Below are 26738 nucleotides of genomic sequence, written 5' to 3'. Positions count from 1 at the left end.
TGAATGCTCTGGAAAATTGGAAATCGCCGGGGCGATACGGTCAGAACAACAGCGGAGGCGCGTGCGATTGCGGCAGGAGACGTGGATATGCAACGAAAACCGCAGGAAAATCCGGTTTGCTGTCAGAACGCGCGGCAACGCGGATGACCAGATGACCGTCGCCGGAGGGGGATGGCAGGACGATGGATGCCGCCAGCCGGCAATAATCACAAACCGGCGCCAAGGTTTCATGCGGAAAGCGGTGGCTTTTTCCCTCTATGCCATCAAGTCCGAAGCAGATATCGCCGATCGTGCCATCCGGCAGCATGTAGTCCGCAGCCATTGCCGGGGTGATTTGGCTGGCAAAGGCGGGCTGATGGGCGAACGACAAAAACAACAGGGCCAGTGCTGAAAGCACCCGCACCGTCATCTGCCACTGTCGCCCGGCTACCGCCATCGATCATCCTCGCTTTAAGTGATTGCGTTATCGCCTCATTGGCAAAAAAGCAAAGGCCGATTTTCTATTCTGATGACTACCAGGAAACAGGCACGACAAAAATCTGTTTGGGCGCGACATTTTGCGCTTGCCAAGCCGCCGGCATCGCCGTTATCTGGCTTCGATCTTGTTGGGAGAATCCGGGTAACACCGGTGCCGAAGGAGCAACCGCCCCGGAAACTCTCAGGCCAAAGGACCAGCAAGGTGCCGGTAGGACTCTGGAGAGAAGCGGTTTCGCTCGCCGAAGGGATAACAATCTCAGGCAAAGGGACAGAGGGGGCTCGAGGATACGGCGCACGAAATGCGCCGTGGAGATGAGCCGGCGTGTGACGCCAGACCTGGAGGCCGGACTTGAACACAGATTCCCCTTTGAAACAGACGCCGCTGCATGCTTTGCACGTGTCGCTTGGCGCCCGCATGGTGCCGTTTGCCGGCTACGACATGCCGGTGCAATACCCCGCCGGCGTGATGAAGGAGCACCTTCACACCCGCTCCGCCGCCGGTCTTTTCGATGTCTCGCATATGGGACAAGTGATCCTTCGTCCAAAGTCCGGCCGGATCGAAGATGCCGCGCTGGCACTCGAAAAGCTGGTACCCGCCGATATACTAAGTCTTGCCGAAGGCCGTCAGCGTTATGCGCTGTTTACCGATGACAACGGCCATATTCTCGACGACCTGATGGTCGCCAATCGTGGCGATCACCTCTTCCTCGTCGTCAATGCCTCCTGCAAGGAAGCCGATTTCGCTCATCTGCAAAAGCATCTCGGCGACACCTGCGAACTGACGCTTCTGGATGACCGCGCGCTGATCGCGCTACAGGGGCCGCGCGCCGAATCCGTGCTCGCCGAACTCTGGGCCGATATCGCCACCATGCGGTTCATGGATGTGGCCGAAGCCGCACTTCACGACGTACCCTGCATCATCTCGCGTTCCGGCTATACCGGCGAGGACGGTTTTGAAATCTCGATTCCCGCAGCCTCTGCCGAAGACGTGACGCGCCGAATCCTCGAACATCCCGATGTCATGCCGATCGGCCTTGGCGCCCGCGATTCCCTGCGCCTCGAGGCTGGCCTTTGTCTCTATGGCAACGATATCGACACCACGACGACGCCGGTCGAGGCTGGTCTTGAATGGGCCATGCAGAAGGCGCGTCGCGCTGGTGGCGCCCGCGAAGGCGGTTTCCCCGGAGCCCACGTCATTCTTCGCCAGTTCGCCGAAGGTGCCGGCCGCCGCCGTGTTGGCCTGAAGCCGGAAGGCAAGGCGCCCGTTCGTGGCGGCGCGCCGCTGTTTGCCGATGCCGAAGGCAAGGTACCGGCCGGCACCGTTACTTCCGGTGGCTTTGGGCCAAGTGCCGATCATCCCGTCGCCATGGGATATGTCGATAAGGCTCACACCGCCAATAACACGCAACTTTTCGCGGAGGTGCGCGGCAAATATTTGCCGATCACCGTCTCCGCCCTTCCCTTCGTCACCCCGACCTACAAACGCTGATCAGGAGCTGAACCCCATGCTGAAATTTACCGATGAACATGAATGGCTGAAAATCGAGGGTGATATCGCAACCGTGGGCATTACCGCCCATGCTGCCGAGCAGCTTGGCGACCTCGTCTTTGTGGAACTGCCGGAATCCGGCACGGCGCTGGACAAGGGCGCGACCGCAGCCACCGTTGAATCCGTCAAGGCTGCCTCCGACGTCTATTGTCCGCTTGATGGCGAGATCGTCGAAAGCAACCAGGCCATCGTCGATGATCCGGCATTGGTCAACAGCGACCCGCAGGGCGCCGGCTGGTTCTTCAAGCTGAAACTCTCCGACCCGTCGGCCGTCAACGCGCTTCTCGACGAAGCAGCTTACAAGGAGCTTATCGCCTGATGAGCATGCCGAAGGATTTCACCTTTACCGACTACAAGCCGTATGACTTTGCCAACCGGCGTCATATCGGCCCCTCGCCCGATGAAATGACGGCGATGCTCAAGGTCGTCGGCTATCCCAGCCTCGACGCCATGATCGACGACACTGTTCCGCCGTCGATCCGCCAGAAGTCCCCGCTTGCCTGGGGCGCCGCAATGACCGAGCGTGAAGCGCTCGACAAGATGCGCGAAACGGCCAACCTCAACAAGAAGCTCGTGTCGCTGATCGGCCAGGGCTATTACGGCACGATCACACCGCCGGTCATCCAGCGCAACATCCTGGAAAATCCGGCCTGGTACACGGCCTACACGCCGTATCAGCCGGAAATCAGCCAGGGCCGCCTTGAGGCTCTGCTCAACTACCAGACGATGGTCTGCGACCTGACTGGCCTCGATGTCGCCAATGCCTCGCTGCTCGATGAGGCAACGGCTGCCGCCGAAGCCATGGCCATGGCCGAACGTGTGGCAAAATCGAAGGCGAAGGCCTTCTTCGTCGATGAAAACTGCCACCCGCAGACCATTGCGCTTCTGAAGACCCGCGCGGAGCCGCTCGGCTGGTCGATCGTCATCGGCAACCCGTTCACCGATCTCGATCCGGTCGATGTCTTCGGTGCGATCTTCCAGTATCCGGGCACCTATGGCCATGTTCACGATTTCACCGGCCTGATTGCACGTCTGCACCAGACGGGTGCAATCGCCACGGTCGCTGCCGACCCTCTGGCGCTGGCGCTGCTGAAATCTCCTGGCGAAATGGGCGCCGATATCGCCATCGGCTGCACCCAGCGCTTTGGCGTACCGGTCGGTTACGGTGGCCCGCATGCGGCTTACATGGCAGTCAAGGATGCCTACAAGCGCTCGATGCCCGGCCGTCTGGTCGGCGTCTCGCAGGATAGCCGCGGCAACCGTGCCTATCGCCTGTCGCTGCAGACCCGCGAACAGCATATCCGCCGCGAAAAGGCGACGTCGAACATCTGCACCGCGCAGGTCCTGCTTGCCGTCATGGCCTCGATGTATGCCGTCTTCCACGGTCCCAAGGGTATCAAAGCCATCGCCCAGAGCGTCCACCAGAAGGCCGTTCTTCTGGCGCTTGGCCTCGAAAAGCTTGGCTACAAGGTCGAGCCGGATGTGTTCTTCGACACGGTGACCGTCGATGTCGGCAAGCTGCAGGGCATCATCCTGAAGACGGCCGTGGCCGAAGAAGTCAACCTTCGCCGCATCGGTACCACCAAGATTGGCATCAGCCTCGACGAGCGTTCGCGGCCGGTCACGCTGGAAGCCGTCTGGCGCGCATTTGGCGGTGATTTCAAGGTCGAGGATTTCGACGCGGGTTATCGCCTGCCCGAAACCCTGCTGCGCACCAGTGAATACCTGACGCATCCGATCTTCCACATGAACCGGGCGGAAAGCGAAATGACCCGCTATATCCGCCGGCTGTCGGACCGGGACCTGGCGCTCGACCGCTCAATGATCCCGCTCGGCTCCTGCACGATGAAGCTGAACGCGACAGCGGAAATGCTGCCGATCACCTGGCCGGAATTTTCTGAAATCCACCCCTTCGTGCCGGCCGACCAGGCCGAAGGTTACCGTCACATGATCACTGATCTGTCGCAGAAGCTCTGCCAGATCACCGGTTATGACGCTGTTTCCATGCAGCCGAATTCGGGTGCACAGGGCGAGTATGCCGGACTTCTGACGATCCGCGCCTATCACCGCGCCAATGGCAACGGCCATCGCGATGTCTGCCTGATCCCGACATCGGCGCATGGCACCAACCCGGCCTCGGCCCAGATGGTCGGCATGAAGGTCGTCGTTATCAAGGTCAGTGACAACGGCGATATCGACATGGACGATTTCCGCGCAAAGGCGGAGCAGCATGCCGAGAACCTGTCCTGCTGCATGATCACCTACCCGTCGACCCACGGCGTGTTCGAGGAAAATGTCCGCGACATCTGCGACATCGTCCACAAGCATGGCGGTCAGGTCTATATCGACGGCGCCAACATGAACGCCATGGTCGGCCTTGCCCGGCCCGGCGATATCGGCGGCGATGTCAGTCACCTCAACCTGCACAAGACCTTCTGCATTCCGCATGGCGGCGGCGGTCCAGGCATGGGGCCGATCGGCGTCAAGGCGCATCTTGCTCCTTACCTGCCCGGCCATCCGGAAACCGATGGCGGCGAAGGTGCGGTTTCGGCGGCGCCGTTCGGCTCCGCCTCCATCCTGCCAATCTCCTGGAGCTATTGCCTGATGATGGGCGGCGAAGGGCTGACGCAGGCGACCAAGGTGGCGATCCTCAACGCCAACTATATCGCAGCCCGGCTGAAGGGTGCCTATGACGTGCTCTACAAGTCGGCCAAGGGTCGTGTCGCGCATGAATGCATCATCGATACCCGTCCGCTGGTCGACAGCGCCGGCGTCACCGTCGATGACGTGGCCAAGCGCCTGATCGACTGCGGCTTCCACGCCCCGACCATGAGCTGGCCGGTGGCCGGCACGCTGATGATCGAGCCGACGGAATCGGAAACCAAGGCCGAGCTCGACCGCTTCTGCGACGCCATGCTGGCGATCCGTGCCGAAGCGCAGGCGATCGAAGACGGCAAGATGGACCGGACGAACAACCCGTTGAAGAATGCTCCGCATACGGTTGAAGATCTCGTCGGCGAATGGGACCGTCCCTATTCGCGCGAACAGGCCTGCTACCCGCCGGGCGCCTTCCGCGTCGACAAATACTGGTCGCCGGTCAACCGCGTCGACAATGTCTTTGGTGACCGCAATCTGGTCTGCACCTGCCCGCCCCTGGAAGACTACGCCGAGGCGGCAGAATAGCAAAAACAGAAAGGGGCGCTTGATGTGCCCCTTTTTCATATCCAAGCTGCTTCAACCAACACCTGCCCGAGTTTTACGGTGCATGAGATTGGTGTGGAAACGACACGACGAAACGTGCCCCTCGTGTGAATGCGGGATCAAGCGCGATCGTTCCACCGTGGCTCTCGGCGATCCGTTTTGCCAGCGCCAGGCCGATACCCGTTCCCGGGTAGACGGTCTCATCCCGGTGCAGGCGCTGGAACACGTCGAATATCTTCCTGGAGAAACGCGGGTCGACGCCGATGCCATTGTCTTCGAAGAACATTCGCACGGTGTCCCCCTCCGTTTCGGCGTAGATCCGCACCACCGGTTTCACGTCCTCCCGGCGGTACTTGATGGCATTGCCAATCAGGTTCTGGCAAAGGCGTTGCAGGAGCTCAGGATCGCCTTTCAGCTGTGGCAAAGCTGAAACCTCGATACTGGCGCCGGCTTCTTGAATGAAGCTGTCGAGGTTGAGGATCGTGTCGGAAATCACGTCGGCCATCGAGACGATGTGCCAACTGCCAATTTCGTCGGCGATCTGGGCATAATCAAGGAGGCTGTCAATCAACTGGCCCATCCGCCGCGCACTCTGGCGTAGATGGCCGGCATAGACAGGCAGCTCTTCAAGGTTTCCGCTGGCCACATCCTCGACCATCATTTCCGAAAACATCGCCATATGGCGCAGCGGCGCTTTCAGATCATGCGACACCGTTCCGGTAAACTGGTGAAGGGCATCATTTTTTCGCTGCAACTCGACGGTCTGCTGAGCGATACGTTGCTGTTGCTGCTTCAACTCGGTGATATCGCGGCCAACGGTGACGTACTCTGCCAGCTTGCCGCCATCGAAGACTGCGATATTCGACCAGAATAGCCATAGATCGCTGCCATCGGGCAACTTGCGGTGTTGCTCGCGTGCGGCAAGTGGCTCCTCGATCGACAGGTTTTTCAGCGTGTTGACCAGCGTCTCCCGGTCTCTTTGCGGAACGAAATCGAGAAGCGGTCTTCCAACAAGGTCATCGGCCAGCACCCCAATCCACTGCGCATAGCGCTCGTTGACAAACGTGTACGTAAGATCAGGAGAAATGCGGCAGATGAAGTCTGGGATATTCTGGACCAGCGTGTAGTATTCCAGCCGTTGCCTATCGAGCGCGATCTGAGCTCGCTTCAAGTCTGTCACATCGATGCGAAGCGCCACGGTATTGCCATCAGGCGTCTTCGAATCCTCGATACGCAACCACCGGCCGTCGCCATATTCGAAGATCTGGTTATCGCCGTCAGGATTGCGGAAGGCGCGCATCCTGCTTTCCAGCCAAGCCGTGGCCTGTCGCGATCCGGCAGGTGCATTGGGGTAATGCCCTGCCTCGTGGACAGCAGTCATGATCTCTTCCGCGGTCATGCCAATCGTCAGATGCGGTCCCGCCGCGCCGCAGATCCGCTTATAGGCGTCGTTGTAGACGACGATCCGCTCGTTCGCGTCGAAGATTGCAAATCCTTCCGGAATAGCCTGCAGCGCCGTGTCAAGGATTTCTCCGGTTTTCCTGCGTTCCCGATCAAGCTCGAGATAATCCGAAATGTCCCGGATAATGGCAACGAACCCCATCTTTTCACCAGCTTCGTTGACGACCGCCGTGACCCGCAATCGCGCGGTGAAAACAGTTTCGTCAACGCGGCGGTAACGGTAGATACCCTCGGCAAAGCGGCTGACGGCCAGCACTTCCAGGCTCTGGCGCCGTGCCCGTTCGAAGTCCCTGTCTGTGGCATACAGAGCCCGCACCGGGCCGCCTACAACGTCTTCCGCCGCGTAGCCGAACTGTTTCAGAGCCGAAGCGCTGACCGACAGAATCGTGTGGTCGATATCTGCGAAAATGATTGGATCGGGAAAATTATCATACAATGCTTGAACGAAATCTGTCTGCGCTGCCGGCATTCTCTATTCCACCCCGCCCACCCTGTGAGCAGCCCATAAGAACAGAAAAAGAGACTGGCGCATACCAGTCTCTTTATGAGTTTCCGACAGAGCGCCGCGCAACAGCGGCAGGATGTTTAGCCGGCACGAACGACAGCATCGCCCTTTGCCGCAAGTGCCGCCAGATCGGCGGGCTTCAACTCGACAGATTCGCCGCAGCCGCAAGCCGATGTCTGATTCGGGTTATTGAAGGTAAACCCCGAACGCAATGTCGTGACTTCGAAGTCCATCCGGGTCCCGAGGAGATAAAGTACGGCTTCCGGTGCAACCCAGACCTTGGCACCCTGATGTTCGACAAGGTCATCCTTGGGGTTGGCAGCCGTCACCAGATCGATGGCATATTCCATGCCGGCGCAACCACCCTTCTTGATCCCGACGCGGATGCCCTGGGCATCACCACTGGCATTTTCGACGATCGCCTTGACGCGGCCTGCCGCCGCATCGCTCAAACTCATGACTGCAAAGCCCATGGGCCGTTCTCCTTGTAGCAACCAGGTTCAAGGCCTGACGCTTTCCGAGTCCAGAATGTAATGCGCAGCGGTTAAGGGATCAATACGCGATCAATACCAGCCGACCGCAACCTGAGCCTCTTCCGACATGCGATCCGGCGTCCACGGCGGATCGAAAGTCATCGAGACTTCGACGCCAGACACGCCTTCGACCGCGCCGACGGCGTTTTCGACCCAGCCGGGCATTTCACCGGCAACAGGGCAGCCGGGTGCTGTCAGCGTCATGGCGATCTTGACCATGCGGTCGTCTTCGATGTCGATCTTGTAGATCAGACCGAGTTCGAAAATGTCGGCCGGAATCTCCGGGTCATAAACGGTCTTCAGCGCGGAAATCACATCGTCGCTGAGGCGCGCCAGTTCGTCCGCCGGAATGGCGGAATGGACGATCCCGTCGCGGACGTCGATCTTGTCTTCTGTCGTATCAAGGCTCATCGGCATATGTCCTTACGCAAAGAATTTGCGGGCTTGCTCAAGCGCATCCACCAGCACATCGACTTCGGCCCGCGTATTGTAAAGGCCAAAGGATGCACGGCATGTGGAGGTCACGCCGAAGCGTTTCAAGAGCGGCTGGGCGCAATGCGTGCCTGCCCTCACAGCAACTCCTGCCCGGTCGATCACCATCGACACGTCATGGGCATGGATACCTTCAAGCTCAAAGGAAAAGATCCCCCCTTTGCCCGGCGCCGTTCCGATGACGCGCAGCGAGTTGACGGTCGACAGACGCTCCTGCGCATAGGCAGCAAGATCGGCCTCATGCGCAGCAATCGCCGCCCGGCCGACATTCTCCATGTAATCCAGCGCATAGCCGAGACCGATTGCCTGGACGATCGGCGGCGTGCCGGCTTCAAAACGATGCGGCGGTTCGTTGTAGGTAACCGCGTCTTCGGTCACCTCGACGATCATCTCGCCACCGCCCATGAAGGGCTGCATCTGCTTCAACCGGTCCATCTTGCCGTAGAGCACACCGATGCCCGAAGGACCGTAAAGCTTGTGGCCGGTCATCACGTACCAGTCGCAGTCGAGATCCTGCACATCGACCGGCATATGAACGGCCGCCTGGCTGCCATCGACCAGCACGGGAATACCACGTTCGCGGGCAATCCTGCAGATTTCCTTGATCGGAACGACCGTGCCGAGCGCATTCGACATATGGGTGATGGCAATCAGCTTGGTCTTATCGGTCAGGCATTTGACGAAATCGTCGATATGGAAAGCGCCCTGATCATCGACCGGCACCCAGACCAGCTTGGCACCCTGGCGTTCGCGGATGAAATGCCACGGCACGATATTGGAATGATGCTCCATGATCGAGACGACGATCTCGTCGCCATCGTCGATCTTCGGCATACCGTAGCCATAGGCAACCGTATTGATCGCCTCGGTCGACGATTTCGTGAAGATGATGTTGTCGACCGACGGCGCGTTCAGGAACCGGCGCACCTTTTCGCGGGCGCCTTCATAGGCGTCCGTCGCGGCATTCGACAAGAAATGCAGGCCGCGATGGACATTGGCATATTCATTGGCGTAGGCATGGGCAACGGCATCGATCACGGCCTGCGGCTTCTGCGCCGACGCGCCGTTGTCGAGATAGACCAACGGCTTGCCGTAGACGGTTCGCGAAAGGATCGGAAAATCCCTGCGGATCGCTTCGACGTCATAGGCGGGCACCGGCACCACATGTTCCATGTCCATGATCCAATCAGGCGTGCTTTTCGAGCCAGGCGGCGATGATCGTTTCCAGCGTCTCGATCAGTCCCTCGTCTTCGAGTTCCTCGACAATCTCGTCGACGAACGCGTTGACCAGCATGGCCCGGGCCTTGTTTTCCGGAATGCCGCGTGCACGCAGGTAATAGAGATGCGTCGGGTTGATGTCGATGACGGTGGCACCATGGCCGCACTGGACGTCGTCGGCAAAGATTTCCAGCTCCGGCTTGGCCGAGAAATCGGCGTCGTCGGAGAGTAGCAGCGTGTTGCACGCCATCTTCGCGTCGGTCTTTTGCGCATCCGGCGCAACCCGGATCTGGCCCTGGAATACACCCTTGGCGCGATCGAACAGCACGTTGCGGAGGATTTCCGTCGATGTCGTGTTCGGCACGTCATGGCCGAGCGTGAAGGTCACGTCGGTATGGGTTTCCGCGCCCAGCAGGTTGATGCCGCGCAACTTGAAGTCCGCACCTTCGCCGGTCGTAACGCCATGAACTTCCTGGCGCACCAGCTTGCCACCGGCATTGATGATGAACAGCCGCAGCTTGGCATTGGTGCCGAGGTCGAAATTCACCTGGGCGAGATGGCTGTCACTTGCGCCCTGCTGCTGCAGGATAATCCAGGTGATCTCAGCACCTTCATCGAGGATCAGGTCGCTGACAACCGTAACCAGGCTGGCCGCATCATTGACCGAGAGATGGCGCTCGATGATCGTTGCCTTGGAATTGGCACCGAAGGTCACCGGAAAGCGCGAATGGCTCTGGCCGGCGCTCTGCACCAGCTGGAACTCAACCGGCTGTTCCAGCTCGGTCCCCTCGGGCACTTCGATCTCGAAACCGTCGCGCACGAAGCTGCCATTGATCCGCCCGATCGCGTCGTCCTGATCGCGCTCGACCAGATCGGCAGCGGCAACGCCGTCGATCAGGCTTTCAGCATAGGAGCGCACATTGATACCGGCCGGCAGGTTTCGCGTATCAGCCTTGCCGTTCAGGACCGAAAGCACCGACGAGCCCGGAACCAGCGGGTCGACCTTCTCAGCAAACGCCGTCGGATCAAACGCCGGAACGACACGCAAAAGTGCACGCAGGTCCGTATAGTGCCAGGATTCGACGCGGCGCGTCGGCAGCCCCTGCTGCCTCAGATTCGCCAGCAGGCTATCGCGGGCAGACAGTACGGCGCCTTCGCCCGGCAGTTCGCCGATCTGGGCCGTATAGGCATCGACGAGGGCCGTCTCGGCGGCCGTCATCGTGATTGCCGTTTGCATGTTCATCGCCTCACTCCTCAAGCAGCCGCATCAATGATGTCGGCATAACCATTGGCTTCGAGATCGAGCGCCAGCGACTTGTCGCCGGACTTGATGATCTGGCCCTTGTAGAGAACGTGGACGCTATCGGGAACGATGTATTCGAGCAGGCGCTGGTAGTGGGTGATGACGATCACCGCACGATCCGGCGAACGCAGCGCATTGACACCATCCGAAACGATCTTCAGCGCATCGATGTCGAGGCCGCTGTCGGTTTCGTCGAGCACGCAGAGCTTTGGCTCCAGCAGCGCCATCTGCAGGATTTCGGCGCGCTTCTTCTCGCCGCCGGAGAAACCGACGTTGAGCGGACGCTTGAGCATATCCGGGTTGATCTGCAGCTTGGCCGCAGCATCCTTGACCCGGCGGATGAAGTCCGGTGTCGAAAGCTCGTCTTCGCCGCGATACTTGCGTTGCTCGTTGAGCGCGACCTTGAGAAACTGCATGGTTGCAACGCCGGGGATTTCGACCGGATACTGGAAGGCAAGGAAGATACCCTTGGCAGCGCGCTCGGATGGGTCGAGCTCAAGAATGCTCTCGCCGTTGTAAAGAATGTCGCCTTCGGTGACTTCATAGTCTTCGCGGCCCGACAGGATATAGGACAGCGTCGACTTTCCGGAGCCGTTCGGCCCCATGATGGCAGCGACTTCGCCGGCCTTCACGGTCAGGTTCAGGCCACGGATGATCTCGGTACCGTCTTCGGCAATGCGGGCATGGAGGTTTCTGATTTCAAGCATGTTACGTCGTCCTCTTGGGAAACGAATAGATTTTTGGCGCGACTATCGGCGCACCACGTTCAAAAATGCGGGTCGCGATTAACCGACCGAGCCTTCCAGCGAAATCCCGATGAGCTTCTGCGCTTCGACCGCGAATTCCATCGGCAGTTCTTGGATGACTTCCTTGACGAAGCCGTTGACGATCAGTGCGATCGCCGCTTCCGTCGGGATGCCCCGCTGCAGGCAGTAGAACAGCTGGTCTTCGGAAATTTTCGAGGTGGTCGCCTCATGCTCGAACTGAGCCGAGGAGTTGCGCGCCTCGATATAGGGCACGGTATGCGCACCGCACTTGTCGCCGATCAGGAGCGAGTCGCACTGGGTGAAGTTGCGCGCATTCTCCGCCTTGCGATGGGTCGAGACCTGGCCGCGATAGGTGTTCTGGCTGAAGCCGGCCGCAATGCCCTTGGAAACGATGCGGCTCGACGTGTTCTTGCCGAGATGGATCATCTTGGTGCCGCTGTCGATCTGCTGATGACCGTTGGAGACGGCGATCGAGTAGAACTCGCCACGAGAACCATCGCCACGCAGGATGCAAGACGGATACTTCCAGGTGATCGCCGAGCCGGTTTCGACCTGCGTCCACGAAATCTTCGAGTTCTTGCCGCGGCAATCGCCACGCTTGGTAACGAAGTTGTAGATGCCGCCCTTGCCTTCCTTGTCGCCCGGATACCAGTTCTGGACGGTGGAATACTTGATCTCGGCATCGTCAAGCGCAACAAGCTCGACGACCGCCGCATGCAGCTGGTTTTCGTCGCGCTGCGGCGCCGTGCAGCCTTCGAGATAGGACACATAGGCGCCCTCTTCCGCGATGATCAGCGTGCGCTCGAACTGGCCGGTGCCCTTCTCGTTGATACGGAAATAGGTCGACAGTTCCATCGGGCAGCGAACGCCCTTGGGGATGTAGACGAACGAACCATCGGTGAAGACGGCGCTGTTCAGCGTCGCATAATAGTTGTCGGTGGTCGGAACGACAGTACCGAGATATTTCTTCACCAGATCCGGATGTTCGCGGATGGCTTCCGAGATCGACATGAAGATCACGCCGGCCTTCTTCAGCTCCTCCTTGAAGGTCGTCACGACCGAAACGGAATCGAACACGGCATCGACGGCGATGCGCGGCGTCTTCACGCCTGCGAGGATTTCCTGCTCGCGCAAGGGAATGCCGAGCTTTTCATAGACCCGCAGAAGCTCGGGATCGACATCATCGATCGAGGTCGGGCCGGGCGTGCTCTTCGGCGCGGCGTAAAAGTAAATCTCGTTGAAATCGATCTTCGGATAGTTGACGCGCGCCCATGTCGGCTCTTCCAGCGTCAGCCAGCGCTGATACGCCTCCAGACGCCATTCGAGCATCCAGTCCGGTTCGTTCTTCTTTGCCGAAATGAAGCGGATGATGTCTTCGGACAGGCCTTTGGGCGCCTTGTCCATTTCGATCGTCGTCTCAAACCCGTATTTGTACTGGTCCACATCAATCAGGGCGACCTGATCGATTGTTTCCTGCACGGCAGCCATGTCGTTCTCCAATCTCGCCGGATACAAGGTCCGGCAGCTTGTCAGCACGATACTATGTTCGTTGTATCGCCTATGTAGTGGGCTAAAGGGGCATTTTCACCCCGTTTGCCAAGCGGAAAATTCAATTTCCGCAATTTAATTCAGAGTCAAGCCGCAGCCCCCGAAAGCCTGCGCCGCGATGCGACCCTGGTAAAGACTTCCACGCACCGGTCGATGTCCACCTCTGTCGTTGATGGACCGATCGAAATCCGCAGCGCGCCATGGCGCGGATCGTGCCCCATTGCCGACAGAACGTAGCTCTGGCCGACCTTACCGGACGAGCAGGCGGAGCCAGCAGACAGTGCCACCCCCTCCAGATCGAAGGCAATCTGCCCGGTCTCGGATTTCAATCCAGGCAACGTGAAGAAGCAGGTATTGCCGATGCGTACGCCATCACGGCCATGAATGATGACATCGGGTGCCGCTGCGATCATCGCGGCTTCCAGCCGGTCGCGCAGCACGGAAACGTCCGTCATCCGGCCTTCCAGATTGTCAGCCGCCAACCGCGCTGCCGCACCAAACCCGGCAATCGCGGCGGGATTTTCAGTTCCGGAACGATGACCCTTTTCCTGGCCGCCGCCACGGATCAGCGCTGCAGGCATCAGGATTTCGCCGCGCGCCACCAGAGCACCGGCTCCTTTTGGTCCGCCAATCTTATGCGATGAGATGATCAGGAAGTCCGCACCAAGCGTCTCAATCGACAGCGGCAACCGTCCCGCGGCTTGAACCGCATCAACGACAAGGATGCCGCCGGCGGTCTTGACCAGGCGGGACACCCCTTCGATCGGCTGGACAATGCCCGTCTCGTTGTTGGCCAGCATCACCGCAACCATCGGCAGGCCGGACTGCCGGTCATGGACGGCCAGGGCTGCCTCAAGGGCGGCCAGATCGATTGTTCCTGCCGGCGTCACCGCAATTTCGCTGACATTGGCTTTACCGAAACACCCGCCTTCGCGAACCGCCGGATGCTCGATCGCCGATATGTAGAGATGGCCGATCGCTAGCGGCGTCTTGCCCATGCGGAAATCCGGCGTCAGCACCCAGTTCGCCGCTTCCGTAGCACCACTGGTAAAGGTCACGCTGGCGGCAGCGGCACCGCAAAGGGCTGCGACATCACGGCGGGCATTCTCGATCAATGTGCGGATTTTACGGCCTTCGCCATGCACCGATGATGGGTTTCCAGGCAGATCAAGCGCATCAAGGCACGCCTCGCGCGCGGCCGGCAAGAGCGGCGCGGTGGCATTCCAATCCATATAGATACGCTCTTGTCCCATATTCCCTTGCCAAAGATGAACTGGCTGCCATGTAAAGGCATGCGGCCGGTGCATTTTCCTTGAATTTTTCGCTTCGCTTGCCGTAAGAGACAGCACTCGCCACGGAAAGTCCGTGTCAAAGTTTTGAATGGTTCTAAACTGGTTTTAGAAAAGCTGACTGCTTTCGTCAAGACTGCATCAGCGCTGAGCCGGTTTTTAATACCAGAATCAAGCCCGGAGAGCCAATGCCCGAAATCATCTTCAACGGACCGGCCGGTCGCCTCGAAGGCCGTTACCAGCCGTCCAAGCAGAAGAATGCCCCGATCGCCATCGTCCTGCATCCGCATCCGCAGTTTGGCGGCACGATGAACAACCAGATCGTCTACCAGCTGTTCTATATGTTCCAGAAGCGCGGCTTCACGACACTCCGGTTCAATTTCCGCTCGATCGGCCGCAGCCAGGGCGAATTTGACCACGGCGCCGGCGAGCTCTCGGATGCCGCATCGGCACTCGACTGGGTACAAAGCATGCACCCGGATTCGAAAAGCTGCTGGGTCGCAGGCTATTCCTTCGGCGCCTGGATTGGCATGCAGCTTCTGATGCGCCGTCCAGAAATCGAAGGCTTCATGTCGATTGCGCCGCAGCCGAACACCTATGACTTCTCTTTCCTTGCGCCCTGCCCCTCGTCCGGCCTGATCATCAATGGCGATCTCGACAAGGTGGCGCCGGAAAAGGACGTCAACAATCTCGTTGACAAGCTGAAGGCCCAGAAGGGCATCCTGATCACCCACAAGACGGTGCCAGGTGCCAACCACTTCTTCAACGGCCAGGTCGATACGCTGATGGCTGAATGCGAGGACTACCTCGACCGTCGCCTGAACGGCGAACTGACACCGGAACCGGCGGCAAAGCGCATCCGCTAACGGCTTAAAGAGCTGGTATCCCCCGGCTCTAGGTTTTTCAAATGGCACCCTGCGTCCTCAAGCGTCGCAAGGTGCCATTTTTTTTGCATTACAGAACCGCCGGTTCAGCCCGGGCAACACTGCGCTTCCGTCTTGTTGTCATTTCCGACTCGCGATATTGATTGAGGTACAGGCTTGGCCCGCGCCTCCTCCCTCCAATCGGGGAAGTATCGTTCATACGGGGTATTTCCATCATCGAGCCATCTGTTCGAGCGCCGCATAAGGAGGGATTGCGTTTTCTGCTCGCAATGGAGGTTTTGTGATGAGGCTATCCACCCCGGTCTACCAGTTGAAACGCCGCGCCAAGCTCTTGGCCCGCGATGAAAAAATTTCCCTGCATGCCGCCTTGGATCGCATTGCAAGCCAGGAGGGTTTTGCCGGATGGAGCTTGCTTGCTGCGCAAATTGCAGAAAGTTCCGGCGAAACGAACATCCTGTCCCGGCTTTGCGATGGCGATATCATCCTGCTGGGAGCCCGGCCCGGACATGGCAAAACGCTACTGGGATTAAAGCTCCTGCTCGATGCGATCCGTGATGGCCGCAGGGGCATCTTCTTTACTCTCGAATATACCGAGCATGAGACCCGGCAACGCATCCGGTCACTGCAAGGCGAAACACCTGGCCTTGGTGAACTCGTGGAAATCGTCACCGATGATGATATCTGCGCCGATTACATGATCCGTCATCTTGACGATGCCCCCCGCGGAACGGTCGCCGTCATCGACTATCTGCAGATTCTCGATCAGCGCAGAACCAAGCCCGAGCTTTCGCAGCAACTCGCGGCACTTCAGGCTTTCGCAGAAAAGGCCGGGATCATTCTGGCCTTTATATCACAGATCGATCGTGCGTATCGGCCTGACGAAAAGCCGCTGCCAGGCATGCAAGACATTCGCCTGCCCAACCGGTTCGACACGGGAATTTTTTCCAAGGCGTGCTTCCTGCACGAAGGCAAGGCGCGGTTTCAAGTGATTGCCTGATTGTCCAGTCTGCCGGGTGATCGCCCGGCAGACGACTCGCCCACCTGCCTGATAAAACAGTCAGGCCTGTGCCTGCCATTCCTGCGGGCTGTTGGCCGTGGACGCGCCTGCACGGTTTACCCGGTTGCGTCCGCCCTTCTTGGCATCGTAGAGGGCCGCGTCAGCCCCCTTGATTGCGTCGGCGATCGAATCACCCGGGGCTGCGAGCGCGCAAACGCCAAAACTGGCCGAGAGGCGAACCGTATCCGGCAATCCGCTGATCGCCATTGATGAGAACGTATTGCGCAGTCCCTGGGCGAAGAGATAGCCCGTGGCCATGCTGGTGGACGGCAAAAAGATGGCAAATTCCTCGCCGCCAAAACGTGCGCAAATCGCCTCCGGCGGAGCGTGTCCGGCGAGCATGCGGCCAAAGGCAAGGATGACCTGATCGCCGGCGGCATGTCCGTAGGTATCATTTACCGACTTGAAGTGGTCGAGATCACAAACGATCACGCAATGGGGATAGGCGGACACGGGGCGCGCAAGAATCTGGTTCACTCTTCCATCGAAACCGCGCCGGTTCAAAAGTCCTGACAGAGGATCGATTTCCGAGTTTGCCTTGGCGTCGTCCATGATTTCAAGCACGATGACGGCCAGCAATGTCAGCCCGGTGGAGACGACCAGAACGGCACTGATGCTCTGGGAAACCAGCGCATAGGTGCTGCCAAGATAGGCCTGTGCCGTGCTTCCGCCGCTGAAGATCACGGCAAAATAGACCCTGCTGGCAAAATTCCCGGCCGTGATCAGCAGCAGGGCCATAAGTATCCGGTCGCCCGTCTCGCGGCGCCCGGACCGGTAGATCGCAACGGCGCACATCAATTCCGCAATGGCAAACGGCGCCTGGTAGCCAAGCGAATGCACAAAGGTGCCTCGTGGCAGGTCGAAGATCATCAGGTTGAGGGGAAGTGCAGTGCACAGAAGCGTAGTTGTCGCCCAGATGTTTGACGGAACCGCGTAGAGCCGGCCAATGCCGATGCGGATCATCACGAGTGCGATCAGCAGAGAACTGAAAGCGCCGAAACTGGCGAAGCGGTCGAAATCACCATAGCGGATGGCAACTTCAAAAACGGCGGACAGCGATGCAACAGCAAAGGCGACCGCAAACCAGCGTCCGGCAGCGGGAATGCGGCTGCGTCTGGAGATGACGAGAAAAAACACGCAAAAAAGTTGCGCTATCAGGAAGTTGACCGTCAGGAGGAAAAGCGCGCCGTTCATCTCTACGTCCGTTTCGAGTCCGCACCCGCCGCGCGTTCTCTTCCACCATGCCGAAAAGGCATCGCAGATTCGTATGAATGGTACCCATGCCGGGCAAAAGAAACGTTAATCGGAAACCGATGGCGACGAGCCCACGGCGGCGTTGAAGACCCCGCCGGTGACCGGCTCAGTTACGCCCGTCGTACCGGGAAACGTCAGCGGCAATCCTTTGAGTGAGCGCACGGCAAGATAGGCCCATGCCTCCGCCTCCATGGCATCGCCATCAAGGCCGGCAGCCTCGGCGGAAACGACCGTCGCTTCATCGCGCAACGCGAGGTCGGCGAGATCGCGCATGATGATCGGGTTCAACCGCCCTCCGCCGCAGATGATATAGGTGCCCGGCCGTTCCGGCAGGTGCTGCGCGGATCTGAGGATGGCGGCAGCCGTGACATAGGCAAGCGTGCGGGCGCCGTCCTCGAGGTTCGCATCAGTCCCGGCAGGAGGCGAAAAATCGTTACGATCGAGCGAGCGGCGCTTGGTCCCGGAAAAAAACCGATTTGCCAGGTAGCGTTCCGCCAGGCCGGTCAGAACACGTCCCTCGCTGGCGATCATGCCCCCCTGATCGTAGGGAATTCCGGCATGCGCCTCGACCCATTGGTCGATCAGCGTGTTGCCCGGGCCGCTATCATAGGCAACGAGGGTCCCATCAGTGCCGACAAAAGTCAGGTTGGAGATGCCGCCGATATTGACGAACACAACCGGCCGGTCGGAGCGGAATTCTCCCGGCAATCCGGCCGCGAGTGCTGCATGATAAACGGGGATCAGCGGCGCGCCCTGTCCGCCATGAACCATATCGTCGGCACGCATGTCATGAACAACGGCCATGCCGGTTTCGCGCGCCAGCAACGCGCCGTCGCCGAGCTGGACCGTCAAAGCATCGTCAGGACGATGCAGCACTGTCTGGCCATGAAAGCCGATCACATCAATATCAGCAGGCTTCAGATTGTTTTTCTTGACAAAAATTCGCACGGCCTCGGCATGACGTAACGTCAACTCGTGCTCGACATTCGCAAGAGTGCCAGGCCGCTCCCCGCGCTGGCGTATCGGCTTGGCATCCTCCAGCGCCTGTTTCAGGCGATCGCGAAACTGTGCGTCATAGGATATCCCGAGGGCAGCACCACTCTCGACCCGGTCGCGGCCGTCGGTTCGAATGAGCGCAATGTCGATGCCATCCATGCTGGTTCCGCTCATCAGCCCGATCGCCGTCTTCATCTGCGTCATCCCGCACTCAGCCCCAAAGAAAACATTCACAATGCAAACACGTGCACTTTTCAGCAAACAGTGCTAAACGCCGCGCAAATATCCAGCAAGTCCTCATTCTTCTCCAAGCAGCCCACCGAAAGAGACAGGTCATGTCCGAATTCAAGTCCGATTTCCTTCACACCCTCCATGAACGCGGTTTCATCCACCAGACATCCGACAATGCCGGACTGGATGCGCTGTTCAACAAGGAAACCGTGACGGCCTATATCGGCTTTGATCCGACGGCGCCGAGCCTGCATGCCGGCGGCCTGATCCAGATCATGATGCTGCACTGGATGCAGGCGACCGGCCATCAGCCGATCTCGCTGATGGGCGGCGGCACCGGCATGGTCGGAGACCCGTCCTTCAAGGACGAAGCGCGTCAGCTGATGACGCCAGAAACCATCGCCTCCAACATCGCCAGTATCAAATCGGTGTTCTCCAACTACCTGACCTACGGCGACGGGCCAAAAGACGCCCTGATGATCAACAATGCCGACTGGCTGCTGGGCATCAACTACCTTGAGTTCCTGCGCGATGTCGGCCGCCACTTTTCGGTCAATCGCATGCTGGCCTTCGACAGCGTCAAGACCAGGCTCGACCGCGAGCAATCGCTTTCGTTCCTCGAATTCAATTACATGATCCTGCAGGCCTACGATTTCGTCGAACTTTACAAGCGCACCGGTTGCCGCCTGCAGATGGGCGGCTCCGACCAGTGGGGCAACATCATCAACGGTATCGATCTCGGCCACCGCATGGGAACGCCGCAGCTTTACGCACTGACATCGCCGCTTTTGACCACATCGTCGGGCGCCAAGATGGGCAAATCGGTCAACGGCGCCATCTGGCTCAACCCGGACATGATGTCGGCCTATGACTTCTGGCAGTACTGGCGCAATACCGAAGACGCCGACGTGTCGCGCTTCCTCAAGCTCTACACAACGCTGCCGATGGGCGAAATCGCACGTCTCTCACAGTTGGCCGGTACCGAGATCAACGAGGTGAAGAAGATCCTGGCAACTGAAATCACCGCGACATTGCACGGACGTGCGGCGGCAGAAGAAGCAGCCGAGACCGCCCGCAAGACTTTTGAGGAAGGCGCTCTTGCCGCCAACCTGCCATCCATCGATGTGCCTGCGACCGAACTTGAAGCCGGAATCGGCGTTCTAGCGCTGTTCGTGCGCGCCGGGCTGGCAGAGTCCAACGGCAAGGTGCGGCAGTTCCTCAAGGACGGTGCCGTTCGCCTCAACGATACCGTCGTTGGCGACGATCGCCAGGTGATCGGCACCGGTGACGTCACCGCAGATGGCGTCATCAAGCTGTCGCTCGGCAAGAAGAAGCACATCCTCGTCCGTCCGGCTTGAAATACGCGCGACATCGAGTGAAACCCAAACCGGCGGTGACCCCGCCGGTTTTTTTATTGGAATTCGAAGATGCTGCGGAACACGCCGGGCGCAATGATCGACAAGGGGTTGATCGTCAGGTTCGGTTTGGCGAACGGGCCGACCAGCTTGAAGGTGATCCCGAGCAGGCCGCGATCCCTGCCATTGCCGAGGAGCACGCCGATCAACGGCAGTTCCCCGAACAAACGGTTGAGCCCGTAGGCCGGCATGAATGTTCCGGTCATGTCCATATTGCCATTTGCGTCGCGCACCGTGCCCTGGAACGTGGCGCCGACATCAACCCCGCGCACCACCCCGCTGTCGATTGCAATCGTTCCGTTGTCGAGCGCCACATTGGCGGAGCCGCGTTCGAAGCGGGCCGAACTGACATCGATATTCTTCTTCACCGCCTGGTTGAGGCTTCTGCCATCAGCGCCGGTCGGTGTGGAGACGATGGATTGCAGCCGTGCTTCGTTGACGAGCGAAAACTTGCGGATATCGATGTTGCCACGCCAGGAACTGCCGCCGCGATCTCGCAGCTTGAGGTTCAAAAGACCGCCACGCATGTTGCTGTAGATATTGGCAAACCGCGCCAGAGAGCCCGCATCGCCGCTGGTCAGTTCCAGCGTGTTATCAGCACCATTTTTCGTCAACTTGGCGACCACGGCCTGACCGCTGTCGGTGACCGCCGTCAGATCGACGGCATCAATCTGCTTACCCCTCGCCGCGTAGCTCAGATTGACATTCGACAATGTCTCGGAGTGGAAGCCAGTCACCTGTTGAAGGTTTGCATTAATGGCTATCCGCTTGCTGTCACCATTTCCGTCCCCATCGCCTGATCCGCTGCGCAGGCTTTCGATGACCGGCCGCATATCGGCAGACATGCCATTGACGGCAACGGCAAAGCCACCTTTCTGGCGCTTGATGTTGACGGCATAGTTATCGCCTTTGGAGAGTTGAACCGAGGAAAACTCTCCGGAATTCAAACCGGATTTGTCGAGAACGAGTGAACCCGCAGCGCCGAAGCCGTCGCCGTTCAGCTTCAGATCATCAATCTGCGTGATGCCGTCAGCTGTGGATGCCGAAAAGGTCGCCTTGGCGCCGATACCTGCGCCTTTCGACCAGCCGATCCAGGGAAGCGAAATGGAGGCATTACCAAGATCGGCCGAAACCGTGTGCCGGTCGTTGTCGTTGATCAAGACATCCAGCGCAACAGGTCCATTGATGATGCCGGCAAGTCCGGGGGCCATCTTGGCAAGCTCGCCATCGTTGAGCATTCCGGAAATCTCGCGCTTGCGCGAAACCGTGCTGCCAGCCCCGACAGGCTCGACGACGGAAATATCCATCTCTCCGCCATCGATATCGGCTTTTGCCTCCAGCACCGCCTGGTTGGGGTCGATCCGCATTGTCCCCTTGATGTCGGAGATGGCGCGTCCGGCAAACGGTTTGTTGACGGTCACGCCATCCAGCTGCATCTGCACCTGCCATTGTGGCGGCGGTGGTTTCTGGGCGGTGACGAGACCGAACCGCGCACCGACCTCGGCTGTCATCTCGCCGGAAAAATCCTCCGGCTTGAAAGGGGTTCGCTGCAGCGCGAGAATCGGCCGGTAACTGACAAGTTCAGCGATTGCATCTGCCTGCCCCCCGACATCAAGTTTCATTTCGGCAATCAGCGGTTTTTCGTAGGTATTGGGGATGACGAAATTGCCACCATTCACCGTGGCAGAGCGCCCCGAAGGAAAATAGGCCGTTCCGCGCTGGATCTCCACATCCATACGCTCGCCCTTCAGCTTGAAGGCACCGGCAGCATCGCGCAATGGCGGGATATCGCCGGCCAGATTGACCCGCGTATCGGCGATGTTGAATTGAACGCTTAGTTCCTCGGCGTTCAGGTCGATAGGCCCGACGGTACGTGTAATGCGTCCCATCGGCAGGAACACCTCGATCTTGCCGTCCGTCACCGTGCCGCCGAAGATATTGTTGATCACCCAGCGCCGCGCTGTCTTGCCCACCCACCAGGGCCAGAGCTGTTTCACGGCCGCAGCCTGTATCTTGCTGGTCAGGAGGGCAAAGCTGATCTGTGGCGAGGCATTCCCGAAGGTCATGGATAGCGAACCCGCAGCCGTCCCGAGCCCGCTTGCGACCGTCAGTTCGTCGAACACCAGCTGATGACTTTCCGACAGGTAACGTCCCTGCGCCTTGGCATCGAATATCAGAGGCGCCTCGGACACATCGACCGGCGACGAACTGGCGGCCTGCAACAGGAGATCGACTGAAAAGCCCTTTTTCCCGGCAAGAACTGCCGGATCAAGATCGGCAATCGCGCCGGTAAACGGGAAAGTCGACCGGCCAACACGCACCATCGAGGGCAGAATTTCGATTCTTTCGCGGGCGAAATCATAGCTGACATTGAGTTCGGAAGGCTTGAGTTCGGATGTGAACCCGCCTGCATCGAATGCGCCACCGTTGGTACGACCGTTCAACTGCAGTGTCGGTGTTGTGTTTTCACCACCGCGCGTTGCCTTGATGGTCAAATCGGCGCTGCTGCTGATCCCGAAGGCAAGTTCCGTCGCAGAATCATTGCGATGCAGGAAGGCCGACAGGGGCAAACCGGCGGCGGAACCGTCGAGCGTCGTGATCCGCCCGTTTTGCCGGTCGGCGCGAAGATGCAGTTCCGATAACTGTCCGTCGATAGAGAAGGCGCCGTCAATCTGCATCGAGCCATCGGCTGTGCGCTTGAAATCCACGGCCTCCACCACGACGGGGACGATACGCTGGCGAGGACCGGCAAACGACAATCGCAAATCAGCGATGCGCACGGTTTCGGTATTGCTGTGGCCGATCAGTTGCGAGATCCGGTCTATCTGGTCGAAAGCGACCTCCAGCCCTCCGGCAACATCGGCAATGCGAATGGTCGTCAGATCGATCGGCTTGCCCTGCGGCAGCAGCGACGGGTCAAGCACCGCGCCTTCAGCCTCAAGCCGCGAAACGGCAACCCGACCGGTCACCAAAGCCAGTGGGTTGAGTTCGATAAAGACGGAATTGGTGGTGACCAGGCGCTTGCTGGAGGCGTTATCCACCAGAGTCACGTCCCGCGCCTTCAGCGCCAGCGCACCATTCGACGTCACCCGCAACACCGTACTGCCGACCTCGGCATGATAACCGCTGCCGAGCGCTGAGTTCAGTGCGGTCTGCGCCCGCGCATTCAACGGCTCGTCAAGAAACCCACCTTCAATGGCCCCCACAAGCGCTGCACCAAGCAGAAGAATAATCGCGGCAACGACTGACGTTACGGTGAAGACGAAATGGGAAATCCCACGTTTGTTCGGTGCGTGAACGATACATGGGTCATGGGCCTGCGCCGATGGCAGGGAATGCAGAACGACAATGTCTTCCTTGCGAAACGATACTTTTTCGCCGCGGATTTCATTCATCAGCGCCGGCGGCCTCCGGAAGTGTGAAAAAGAATCATGCGGTATTTCCCATCTGCTGCGATTCCATCGCGCGGCATTAGGCGACTCCATGCCATGACGCCGTACGCACGTCGTACGTGGTTGATTTATCTCATGTTATCGCTCGAGAATGCCAAGGGCGTATCGAAGCGTCTTTGGGCATTTTGCATCCGTGACACAGTAGTTAAAGAACGATCCCGGGGCAAACGATGTCTGCCGTTCCAAGCATCTTCCCTGTGCGCGAAACATCCATCCGTCCCTGCGGCGCTGGACGGGCCGGGCTCCAATTGGATATGCCTCATGCGACAAACTTTTGCGGCACATGCCCCAGAAAAAAGGAATAACCATGGCGAACCTGACCGAAGGCGCAATCGCACCAGACTTTACCCTGCCCCGCGACGGCGGCGGAACCGTTTCGCTAAAGGATTTCAAGGGACAATCGGTCGTACTTTTCTTCTACCCGAAGGATGACACCAGCGGCTGCACCACCGAATCGATCGCCTTTAGCGGGCTTCTGGGTGAATTTTCGGCAGCTGGAGCGGTGGTGATTGGCATGTCTCCCGATTCGGTGAAGAAGCACGACAAATTCGCGAAGAAATATGATCTTTCCGTCATCCTCGCCTCGGATGAAGATCTGGCAGTCTTGAACAGCTATGGCGTCTGGGTCGAAAAAAGCATGTACGGCCGCAAATATATGGGAGTTGAGCGGACAACCCTGCTGATTGGTCCGGATGGGGTCATCCGCCGCATCTGGCCGAAGGTGAAGGTCGCCGGTCATGCCGAAGAGGTGCTGGCCGCCGCCAAAAACCTTGCCAACGAAACGGCATGACAATGACAAGCCTTCCGGCGATCCGAAGTCTGCGTGATGGGGCAGTTCGCGCGATCCGCGCCGCAGATCTGGATATCAAGACACTTTTGACCCAGGAAACGGCACGCCGCTGGAGTGAGAGAACCCTGTCGCTGCGCTCACCGCTCGATGTGACCGTGCCTGACCGGCCCGGACGGCCTGAAAAGCCGGAATTGATACCGCCAAGACAAATGCCAAAGCGCGCGCTGACCACGGACCGAGGCCGGATCGCCCTCCTCCACGCCATCGCCCATATCGAACTCAATGCCGTCGATCTGGCGCTTGATATCGTCGCCCGCTTTGCCACGGAACCCGTTCCGAATTCGTTTTTCGACGGCTGGATGAAGGTGGCCTTCGAGGAGGCTAAGCATTTCCGCATGGTGCGCGATCGTCTGCGCCAGCTCGGCGCCGATTATGGCGACCTGCCCGCCCATGACGGGCTCTGGCAGGCAGCCCATGACACCCGCAACGACCTCACGGCACGGCTGGCGGTGGTGCCGCTGATTCTCGAGGCGCGCGGTCTCGACGTGACACCGGCCCTGCAGGCGAAGATGCGGGAGGCCGGCGATCTGGAAAGCGCCGCGGTGCTCGACGTGATCTACGAGGACGAAAAAGGCCATGTGGCTGTCGGCGCCAAATGGTTCCGTTTCCTCTGCGCCCGGCAGAAGAAAGACCCAGCCGCCGCGTTTCAGGCTTTGGTCAGGGCCAACTTTCGCGGTCCTCTAAAAGCACCATTCAACGACATCGCTCGCGCTGAAGCCGGCCTGACGCCATCTTTCTACCGGTCGATGACGGCCTCCGTAAACACCTGAGACGTCACCACAAAACCCCTCAGGCAAGGCTTTATTAACCTTAACAGTGTCTAATCGCGCCTATCAGGACAGGCAGAATCGCACGCGTTGGGGGTGAGTTGGTGTCTACGGAAAGCCAGGTTTTCGGCAAGCGCGCGCAAAAACACATCATCATTCTGGCAAGCGGCGATAAGGTTCGCCACATGACCTTTCAGCCATGGATGGCCGCACTTTCGGTCTGCGCCATCTCGGTTTTTTCGATCGGCTATCTTGCCGCGACGTCCTATCTGGTACTGCGCGATGATCTGATCGGCGGCACGATGGCGCGCCAGGCGCGTATGCAGTACGAATATGAAGACAGGATCGCCGCCTTGCGGGCGCAGGTCGACCGCGTCACCAGCCGCCAGCTCCTCGATCAGCAAGTCGTCGAAGACAAGGTCGAAAAGCTGCTGCAGCAACAAATGGCGCTGTCATCGCGCCACGGCCGCCTTGGAACATTGCTCGACCGTGCCGAGGAATCCGGGATCGCGGAGAAGGACGTTCAGCCGCCAGAGATAACACCCCTCGCCTACGAAAAGCGGGCCGATGCCAGCGGTGGCGTCAAGGCTATTGAACGATTGATGGGCCTGGGTGGCAAGGCAGCAGAACAGAAGACGGCGCTTGCCTATGCGCCGCAATCCGCCCCGAAAGGACGGGAAGGCATGTCCGACCGGGCCGACCGTCTGTTTTCGAAGGTAACCTTGTCGCTCAAGGATATCGAGCAGCAACAGAAAGCTCGTATCGATAACCTCACGGCAGGCGCATCGGAAGCCACCGATGCCATCATGACCATCCTTGCGCGTACCGGTGTAAAGGTGGCCGCAGACGAGGTTGCAGCTTCCGCGCCCATCACGGAAGACGCGGATGCCATCGGCGGTCCGTTCGTCGAGCCGGAAACGGCCGAAGCCTTCGATGATTCTCTTGTCGGGCTCGATACCGCACTTGCCCGCCTCGAAAGTGTTCGCAGCCAGGCACGGAAGCTACCTTTCAACAATCCGTCGCCGGCAAGCGACATTACCAGCAGCTTTGGCAATCGGCCCGACCCCTTCCTTGGCCGGTTGGCGCTACATGCCGGCATCGATTTTCGGGCTCCGACGGGAACTCGCATCCTTGCAACGGCTCCCGGCACGGTGATCACTGCGGGCAAGACCGGCGGTTACGGCAATATGGTTGAAATCGACCATGGCAACGGCATCACCACCCGCTATGCGCATCTGTCGACCATTTTGGTCAATGCCGGCGACAAGATTACCACCGGCGAGGCCATTGCCCGTTCCGGCAGCACCGGCCGTTCCACTGGTCCGCACCTGCATTACGAGGTACGTTTGAATGGCGAGGCCGTCGATCCGATGCGCTTCCTGACGGCAGGCATTAAGCTCAGCCACTACATCAATTGAACTTGGCAGCTGCGCTGCTGCTCTTGACGCAACAGGATGCAATTTGCTGCTATCCTGTTGTTGGTAGTCCA

21 protein-coding genes and 1 riboswitch are annotated in these 26738 nt (G+C 59.2%); of the genes, 9 read left to right on the top strand and 12 right to left on the bottom strand.

Going from position 1 to position 26738, the window contains the following annotated elements:
• Positions 1 to 40: 40 nt before the first annotated feature.
• Positions 41 to 436 carry a hypothetical protein gene (locus ACSQ3J_RS11680; protein WP_156393860.1) on the bottom strand — a complete coding sequence of 132 codons (396 nt, stop codon included), beginning with the start codon at positions 434 to 436 and terminating at the stop codon, positions 41 to 43.
• 160 nt (positions 437 to 596) lie between these two features.
• Positions 597 to 684: riboswitch (glycine riboswitch) on the top strand.
• A gap of 142 nt (positions 685 to 826) precedes the next feature.
• On the opposite strand from ACSQ3J_RS11680, the gene gcvT reads away from it, so the two are divergent.
• From gcvT to gcvP, 3 genes are read left to right on the top strand one after another with little or no spacing between them, the layout of a single operon-like run.
• Positions 827 to 1966: a glycine cleavage system aminomethyltransferase GcvT gene (gcvT, locus tag ACSQ3J_RS11675; protein ID WP_436039134.1), complete on the top strand. Its 1140-nt coding sequence runs from the start codon at positions 827 to 829 to the stop codon at positions 1964 to 1966.
• A gap of 16 nt (positions 1967 to 1982) precedes the next feature.
• A complete protein-coding gene (gene gcvH / locus ACSQ3J_RS11670; protein ID WP_060505481.1) occupies positions 1983 to 2345 on the top strand; it encodes a glycine cleavage system protein GcvH in 363 nt (120 codons plus the stop codon).
• Positions 2345 to 5209, top strand: coding sequence for an aminomethyl-transferring glycine dehydrogenase (gene gcvP, locus ACSQ3J_RS11665; protein WP_060505482.1), 2865 nt, complete (start codon positions 2345 to 2347; stop codon positions 5207 to 5209). Before gcvH ends, gcvP begins: the two co-directional genes overlap by 1 nt.
• Before the next feature lie 73 nt (positions 5210 to 5282).
• Here the strand turns inward: gcvP and ACSQ3J_RS11660 are convergent, their stop codons facing one another.
• The 8 genes from ACSQ3J_RS11660 to ACSQ3J_RS11625 form a co-directional block, all read right to left on the bottom strand.
• Positions 5283 to 7157 (bottom strand): PAS domain S-box protein, encoded by a 1875-nt coding sequence (locus ACSQ3J_RS11660; RefSeq protein ID WP_060505483.1) that lies wholly within the window; start codon positions 7155 to 7157, stop codon positions 5283 to 5285.
• 116 nt (positions 7158 to 7273) lie between these two features.
• The gene (gene sufA / locus ACSQ3J_RS11655) at positions 7274 to 7666 is read right to left on the bottom strand and encodes a Fe-S cluster assembly scaffold SufA (RefSeq protein WP_060505484.1); all 393 of its coding nucleotides are present in this window, start codon (positions 7664 to 7666) and stop codon (positions 7274 to 7276) included.
• 90 nt (positions 7667 to 7756) lie between these two features.
• A complete protein-coding gene (locus tag ACSQ3J_RS11650; protein WP_060505642.1) occupies positions 7757 to 8137 on the bottom strand; it encodes an SUF system Fe-S cluster assembly protein in 381 nt (126 codons plus the stop codon).
• Positions 8138 to 8149: 12 nt separating this feature from the next.
• Positions 8150 to 9391, bottom strand: coding sequence for a cysteine desulfurase (locus tag ACSQ3J_RS11645; protein WP_060505643.1), 1242 nt, complete (start codon positions 9389 to 9391; stop codon positions 8150 to 8152).
• Between the two features lie 13 nt (positions 9392 to 9404).
• The gene (gene sufD, locus ACSQ3J_RS11640) at positions 9405 to 10679 is read right to left on the bottom strand and encodes a Fe-S cluster assembly protein SufD (protein WP_060505485.1); all 1275 of its coding nucleotides are present in this window, start codon (positions 10677 to 10679) and stop codon (positions 9405 to 9407) included.
• Positions 10680 to 10690: 11 nt separating this feature from the next.
• A complete protein-coding gene (gene sufC / locus ACSQ3J_RS11635) occupies positions 10691 to 11446 on the bottom strand; it encodes a Fe-S cluster assembly ATPase SufC (RefSeq protein WP_060505486.1) in 756 nt (251 codons plus the stop codon).
• A 78-nt stretch (positions 11447 to 11524) separates the two neighbouring features.
• Positions 11525 to 12994 carry a Fe-S cluster assembly protein SufB gene (sufB, locus tag ACSQ3J_RS11630; RefSeq protein WP_060505487.1) on the bottom strand — a complete coding sequence of 490 codons (1470 nt, stop codon included), beginning with the start codon at positions 12992 to 12994 and terminating at the stop codon, positions 11525 to 11527.
• Between the two features lie 146 nt (positions 12995 to 13140).
• Positions 13141 to 14307, bottom strand: a complete 1167-nt coding sequence (locus ACSQ3J_RS11625; protein WP_060505488.1) for a cysteine desulfurase family protein — start codon at positions 14305 to 14307, stop codon at positions 13141 to 13143.
• Between the two features lie 224 nt (positions 14308 to 14531).
• Here ACSQ3J_RS11625 and ACSQ3J_RS11620 point away from each other — a divergent pair, with 224 nt between their 5' ends.
• Positions 14532 to 15209: an alpha/beta hydrolase gene (locus tag ACSQ3J_RS11620; protein WP_037130387.1), complete on the top strand. Its 678-nt coding sequence runs from the start codon at positions 14532 to 14534 to the stop codon at positions 15207 to 15209.
• Between the two features lie 301 nt (positions 15210 to 15510).
• On the top strand, positions 15511 to 16224 hold the full coding sequence (locus ACSQ3J_RS11615; RefSeq protein ID WP_060505489.1) for a DNA helicase: 714 nt from the start codon (positions 15511 to 15513) through the stop codon (positions 16222 to 16224).
• A gap of 60 nt (positions 16225 to 16284) precedes the next feature.
• Here the strand turns inward: ACSQ3J_RS11615 and ACSQ3J_RS11610 are convergent, their stop codons facing one another.
• Both ACSQ3J_RS11610 and ACSQ3J_RS11605 read right to left on the bottom strand, forming a co-directional pair.
• Positions 16285 to 17478: a GGDEF domain-containing protein gene (locus tag ACSQ3J_RS11610; protein WP_060505490.1), complete on the bottom strand. Its 1194-nt coding sequence runs from the start codon at positions 17476 to 17478 to the stop codon at positions 16285 to 16287.
• A gap of 105 nt (positions 17479 to 17583) precedes the next feature.
• Positions 17584 to 18738 (bottom strand): anhydro-N-acetylmuramic acid kinase, encoded by a 1155-nt coding sequence (locus tag ACSQ3J_RS11605; RefSeq protein WP_060511020.1) that lies wholly within the window; start codon positions 18736 to 18738, stop codon positions 17584 to 17586.
• A gap of 131 nt (positions 18739 to 18869) precedes the next feature.
• Here ACSQ3J_RS11605 and tyrS point away from each other — a divergent pair, with 131 nt between their 5' ends.
• Complete coding sequence (gene tyrS / locus ACSQ3J_RS11600) at positions 18870 to 20123, top strand: tyrosine--tRNA ligase (protein ID WP_060505492.1); 1254 nt, start codon at positions 18870 to 18872, stop codon at positions 20121 to 20123.
• A 53-nt stretch (positions 20124 to 20176) separates the two neighbouring features.
• Here tyrS and ACSQ3J_RS11595 read toward each other — a convergent pair whose 3' ends face one another.
• On the bottom strand, positions 20177 to 23575 hold the full coding sequence (locus ACSQ3J_RS11595) for a YhdP family protein (protein WP_436039128.1): 3399 nt from the start codon (positions 23573 to 23575) through the stop codon (positions 20177 to 20179).
• 364 nt (positions 23576 to 23939) lie between these two features.
• Between ACSQ3J_RS11595 and ACSQ3J_RS11590 the strand changes: the two genes are divergently transcribed.
• The 3 genes from ACSQ3J_RS11590 (at position 23940) to ACSQ3J_RS11580 (ending at position 26667) form a co-directional block, all read left to right on the top strand.
• Positions 23940 to 24422: a peroxiredoxin gene (locus ACSQ3J_RS11590; RefSeq protein WP_060505494.1), complete on the top strand. Its 483-nt coding sequence runs from the start codon at positions 23940 to 23942 to the stop codon at positions 24420 to 24422.
• 2 nt (positions 24423 to 24424) lie between these two features.
• Positions 24425 to 25252: a ferritin-like domain-containing protein gene (locus ACSQ3J_RS11585; RefSeq protein ID WP_060505495.1), complete on the top strand. Its 828-nt coding sequence runs from the start codon at positions 24425 to 24427 to the stop codon at positions 25250 to 25252.
• A gap of 98 nt (positions 25253 to 25350) precedes the next feature.
• Positions 25351 to 26667, top strand: a complete 1317-nt coding sequence (locus ACSQ3J_RS11580) for a M23 family metallopeptidase (RefSeq protein ID WP_060505496.1) — start codon at positions 25351 to 25353, stop codon at positions 26665 to 26667.
• Positions 26668 to 26738: the final 71 nt, after the last annotated feature.

The organism is Rhizobium sp. LjRoot98 (assembly GCF_964252935.1).
Lineage (GTDB): Bacteria > Pseudomonadota > Alphaproteobacteria > Rhizobiales > Rhizobiaceae > Pararhizobium.
This window is presented reverse-complemented; position numbering and strand designations above follow the sequence as displayed.

Excerpts from the sequence above, each read along its gene's own strand:
- sufD (WP_060505485.1), bottom strand. The coding sequence starts at position 10,679 with ATGAACATGCAAACGGCAATCACGATGACGGCCGCCGAGACGGCCCTC.
- gcvH (WP_060505481.1), top strand. The coding sequence starts at position 1,983 with ATGCTGAAATTTACCGATGAACATGAATGGCTGAAAATCGAGGGTGAT.
- ACSQ3J_RS11605 (WP_060511020.1), bottom strand. The coding sequence starts at position 18,738 with ATGACGCAGATGAAGACGGCGATCGGGCTGATGAGCGGAACCAGCATG.
- ACSQ3J_RS11610 (WP_060505490.1), bottom strand. The coding sequence starts at position 17,478 with ATGAACGGCGCGCTTTTCCTCCTGACGGTCAACTTCCTGATAGCGCAA.
- ACSQ3J_RS11660 (WP_060505483.1), bottom strand. The coding sequence starts at position 7,157 with ATGCCGGCAGCGCAGACAGATTTCGTTCAAGCATTGTATGATAATTTT.
- tyrS (WP_060505492.1), top strand. The coding sequence starts at position 18,870 with ATGTCCGAATTCAAGTCCGATTTCCTTCACACCCTCCATGAACGCGGT.
- ACSQ3J_RS11595 (WP_436039128.1), bottom strand. The coding sequence starts at position 23,575 with ATGAATGAAATCCGCGGCGAAAAAGTATCGTTTCGCAAGGAAGACATT.
- ACSQ3J_RS11680 (WP_156393860.1), bottom strand. The coding sequence starts at position 436 with ATGGCGGTAGCCGGGCGACAGTGGCAGATGACGGTGCGGGTGCTTTCA.
- ACSQ3J_RS11615 (WP_060505489.1), top strand. The coding sequence starts at position 15,511 with ATGAGGCTATCCACCCCGGTCTACCAGTTGAAACGCCGCGCCAAGCTC.
- ACSQ3J_RS11590 (WP_060505494.1), top strand. The coding sequence starts at position 23,940 with ATGGCGAACCTGACCGAAGGCGCAATCGCACCAGACTTTACCCTGCCC.
- sufC (WP_060505486.1), bottom strand. The coding sequence starts at position 11,446 with ATGCTTGAAATCAGAAACCTCCATGCCCGCATTGCCGAAGACGGTACC.
- ACSQ3J_RS11645 (WP_060505643.1), bottom strand. The coding sequence starts at position 9,391 with ATGGAACATGTGGTGCCGGTGCCCGCCTATGACGTCGAAGCGATCCGC.
- ACSQ3J_RS11620 (WP_037130387.1), top strand. The coding sequence starts at position 14,532 with ATGCCCGAAATCATCTTCAACGGACCGGCCGGTCGCCTCGAAGGCCGT.
- ACSQ3J_RS11625 (WP_060505488.1), bottom strand. The coding sequence starts at position 14,307 with ATGGGACAAGAGCGTATCTATATGGATTGGAATGCCACCGCGCCGCTC.
- sufA (WP_060505484.1), bottom strand. The coding sequence starts at position 7,666 with ATGGGCTTTGCAGTCATGAGTTTGAGCGATGCGGCGGCAGGCCGCGTC.
- ACSQ3J_RS11650 (WP_060505642.1), bottom strand. The coding sequence starts at position 8,137 with ATGAGCCTTGATACGACAGAAGACAAGATCGACGTCCGCGACGGGATC.
- ACSQ3J_RS11585 (WP_060505495.1), top strand. The coding sequence starts at position 24,425 with ATGACAAGCCTTCCGGCGATCCGAAGTCTGCGTGATGGGGCAGTTCGC.
- sufB (WP_060505487.1), bottom strand. The coding sequence starts at position 12,994 with ATGGCTGCCGTGCAGGAAACAATCGATCAGGTCGCCCTGATTGATGTG.
- gcvP (WP_060505482.1), top strand. The coding sequence starts at position 2,345 with ATGAGCATGCCGAAGGATTTCACCTTTACCGACTACAAGCCGTATGAC.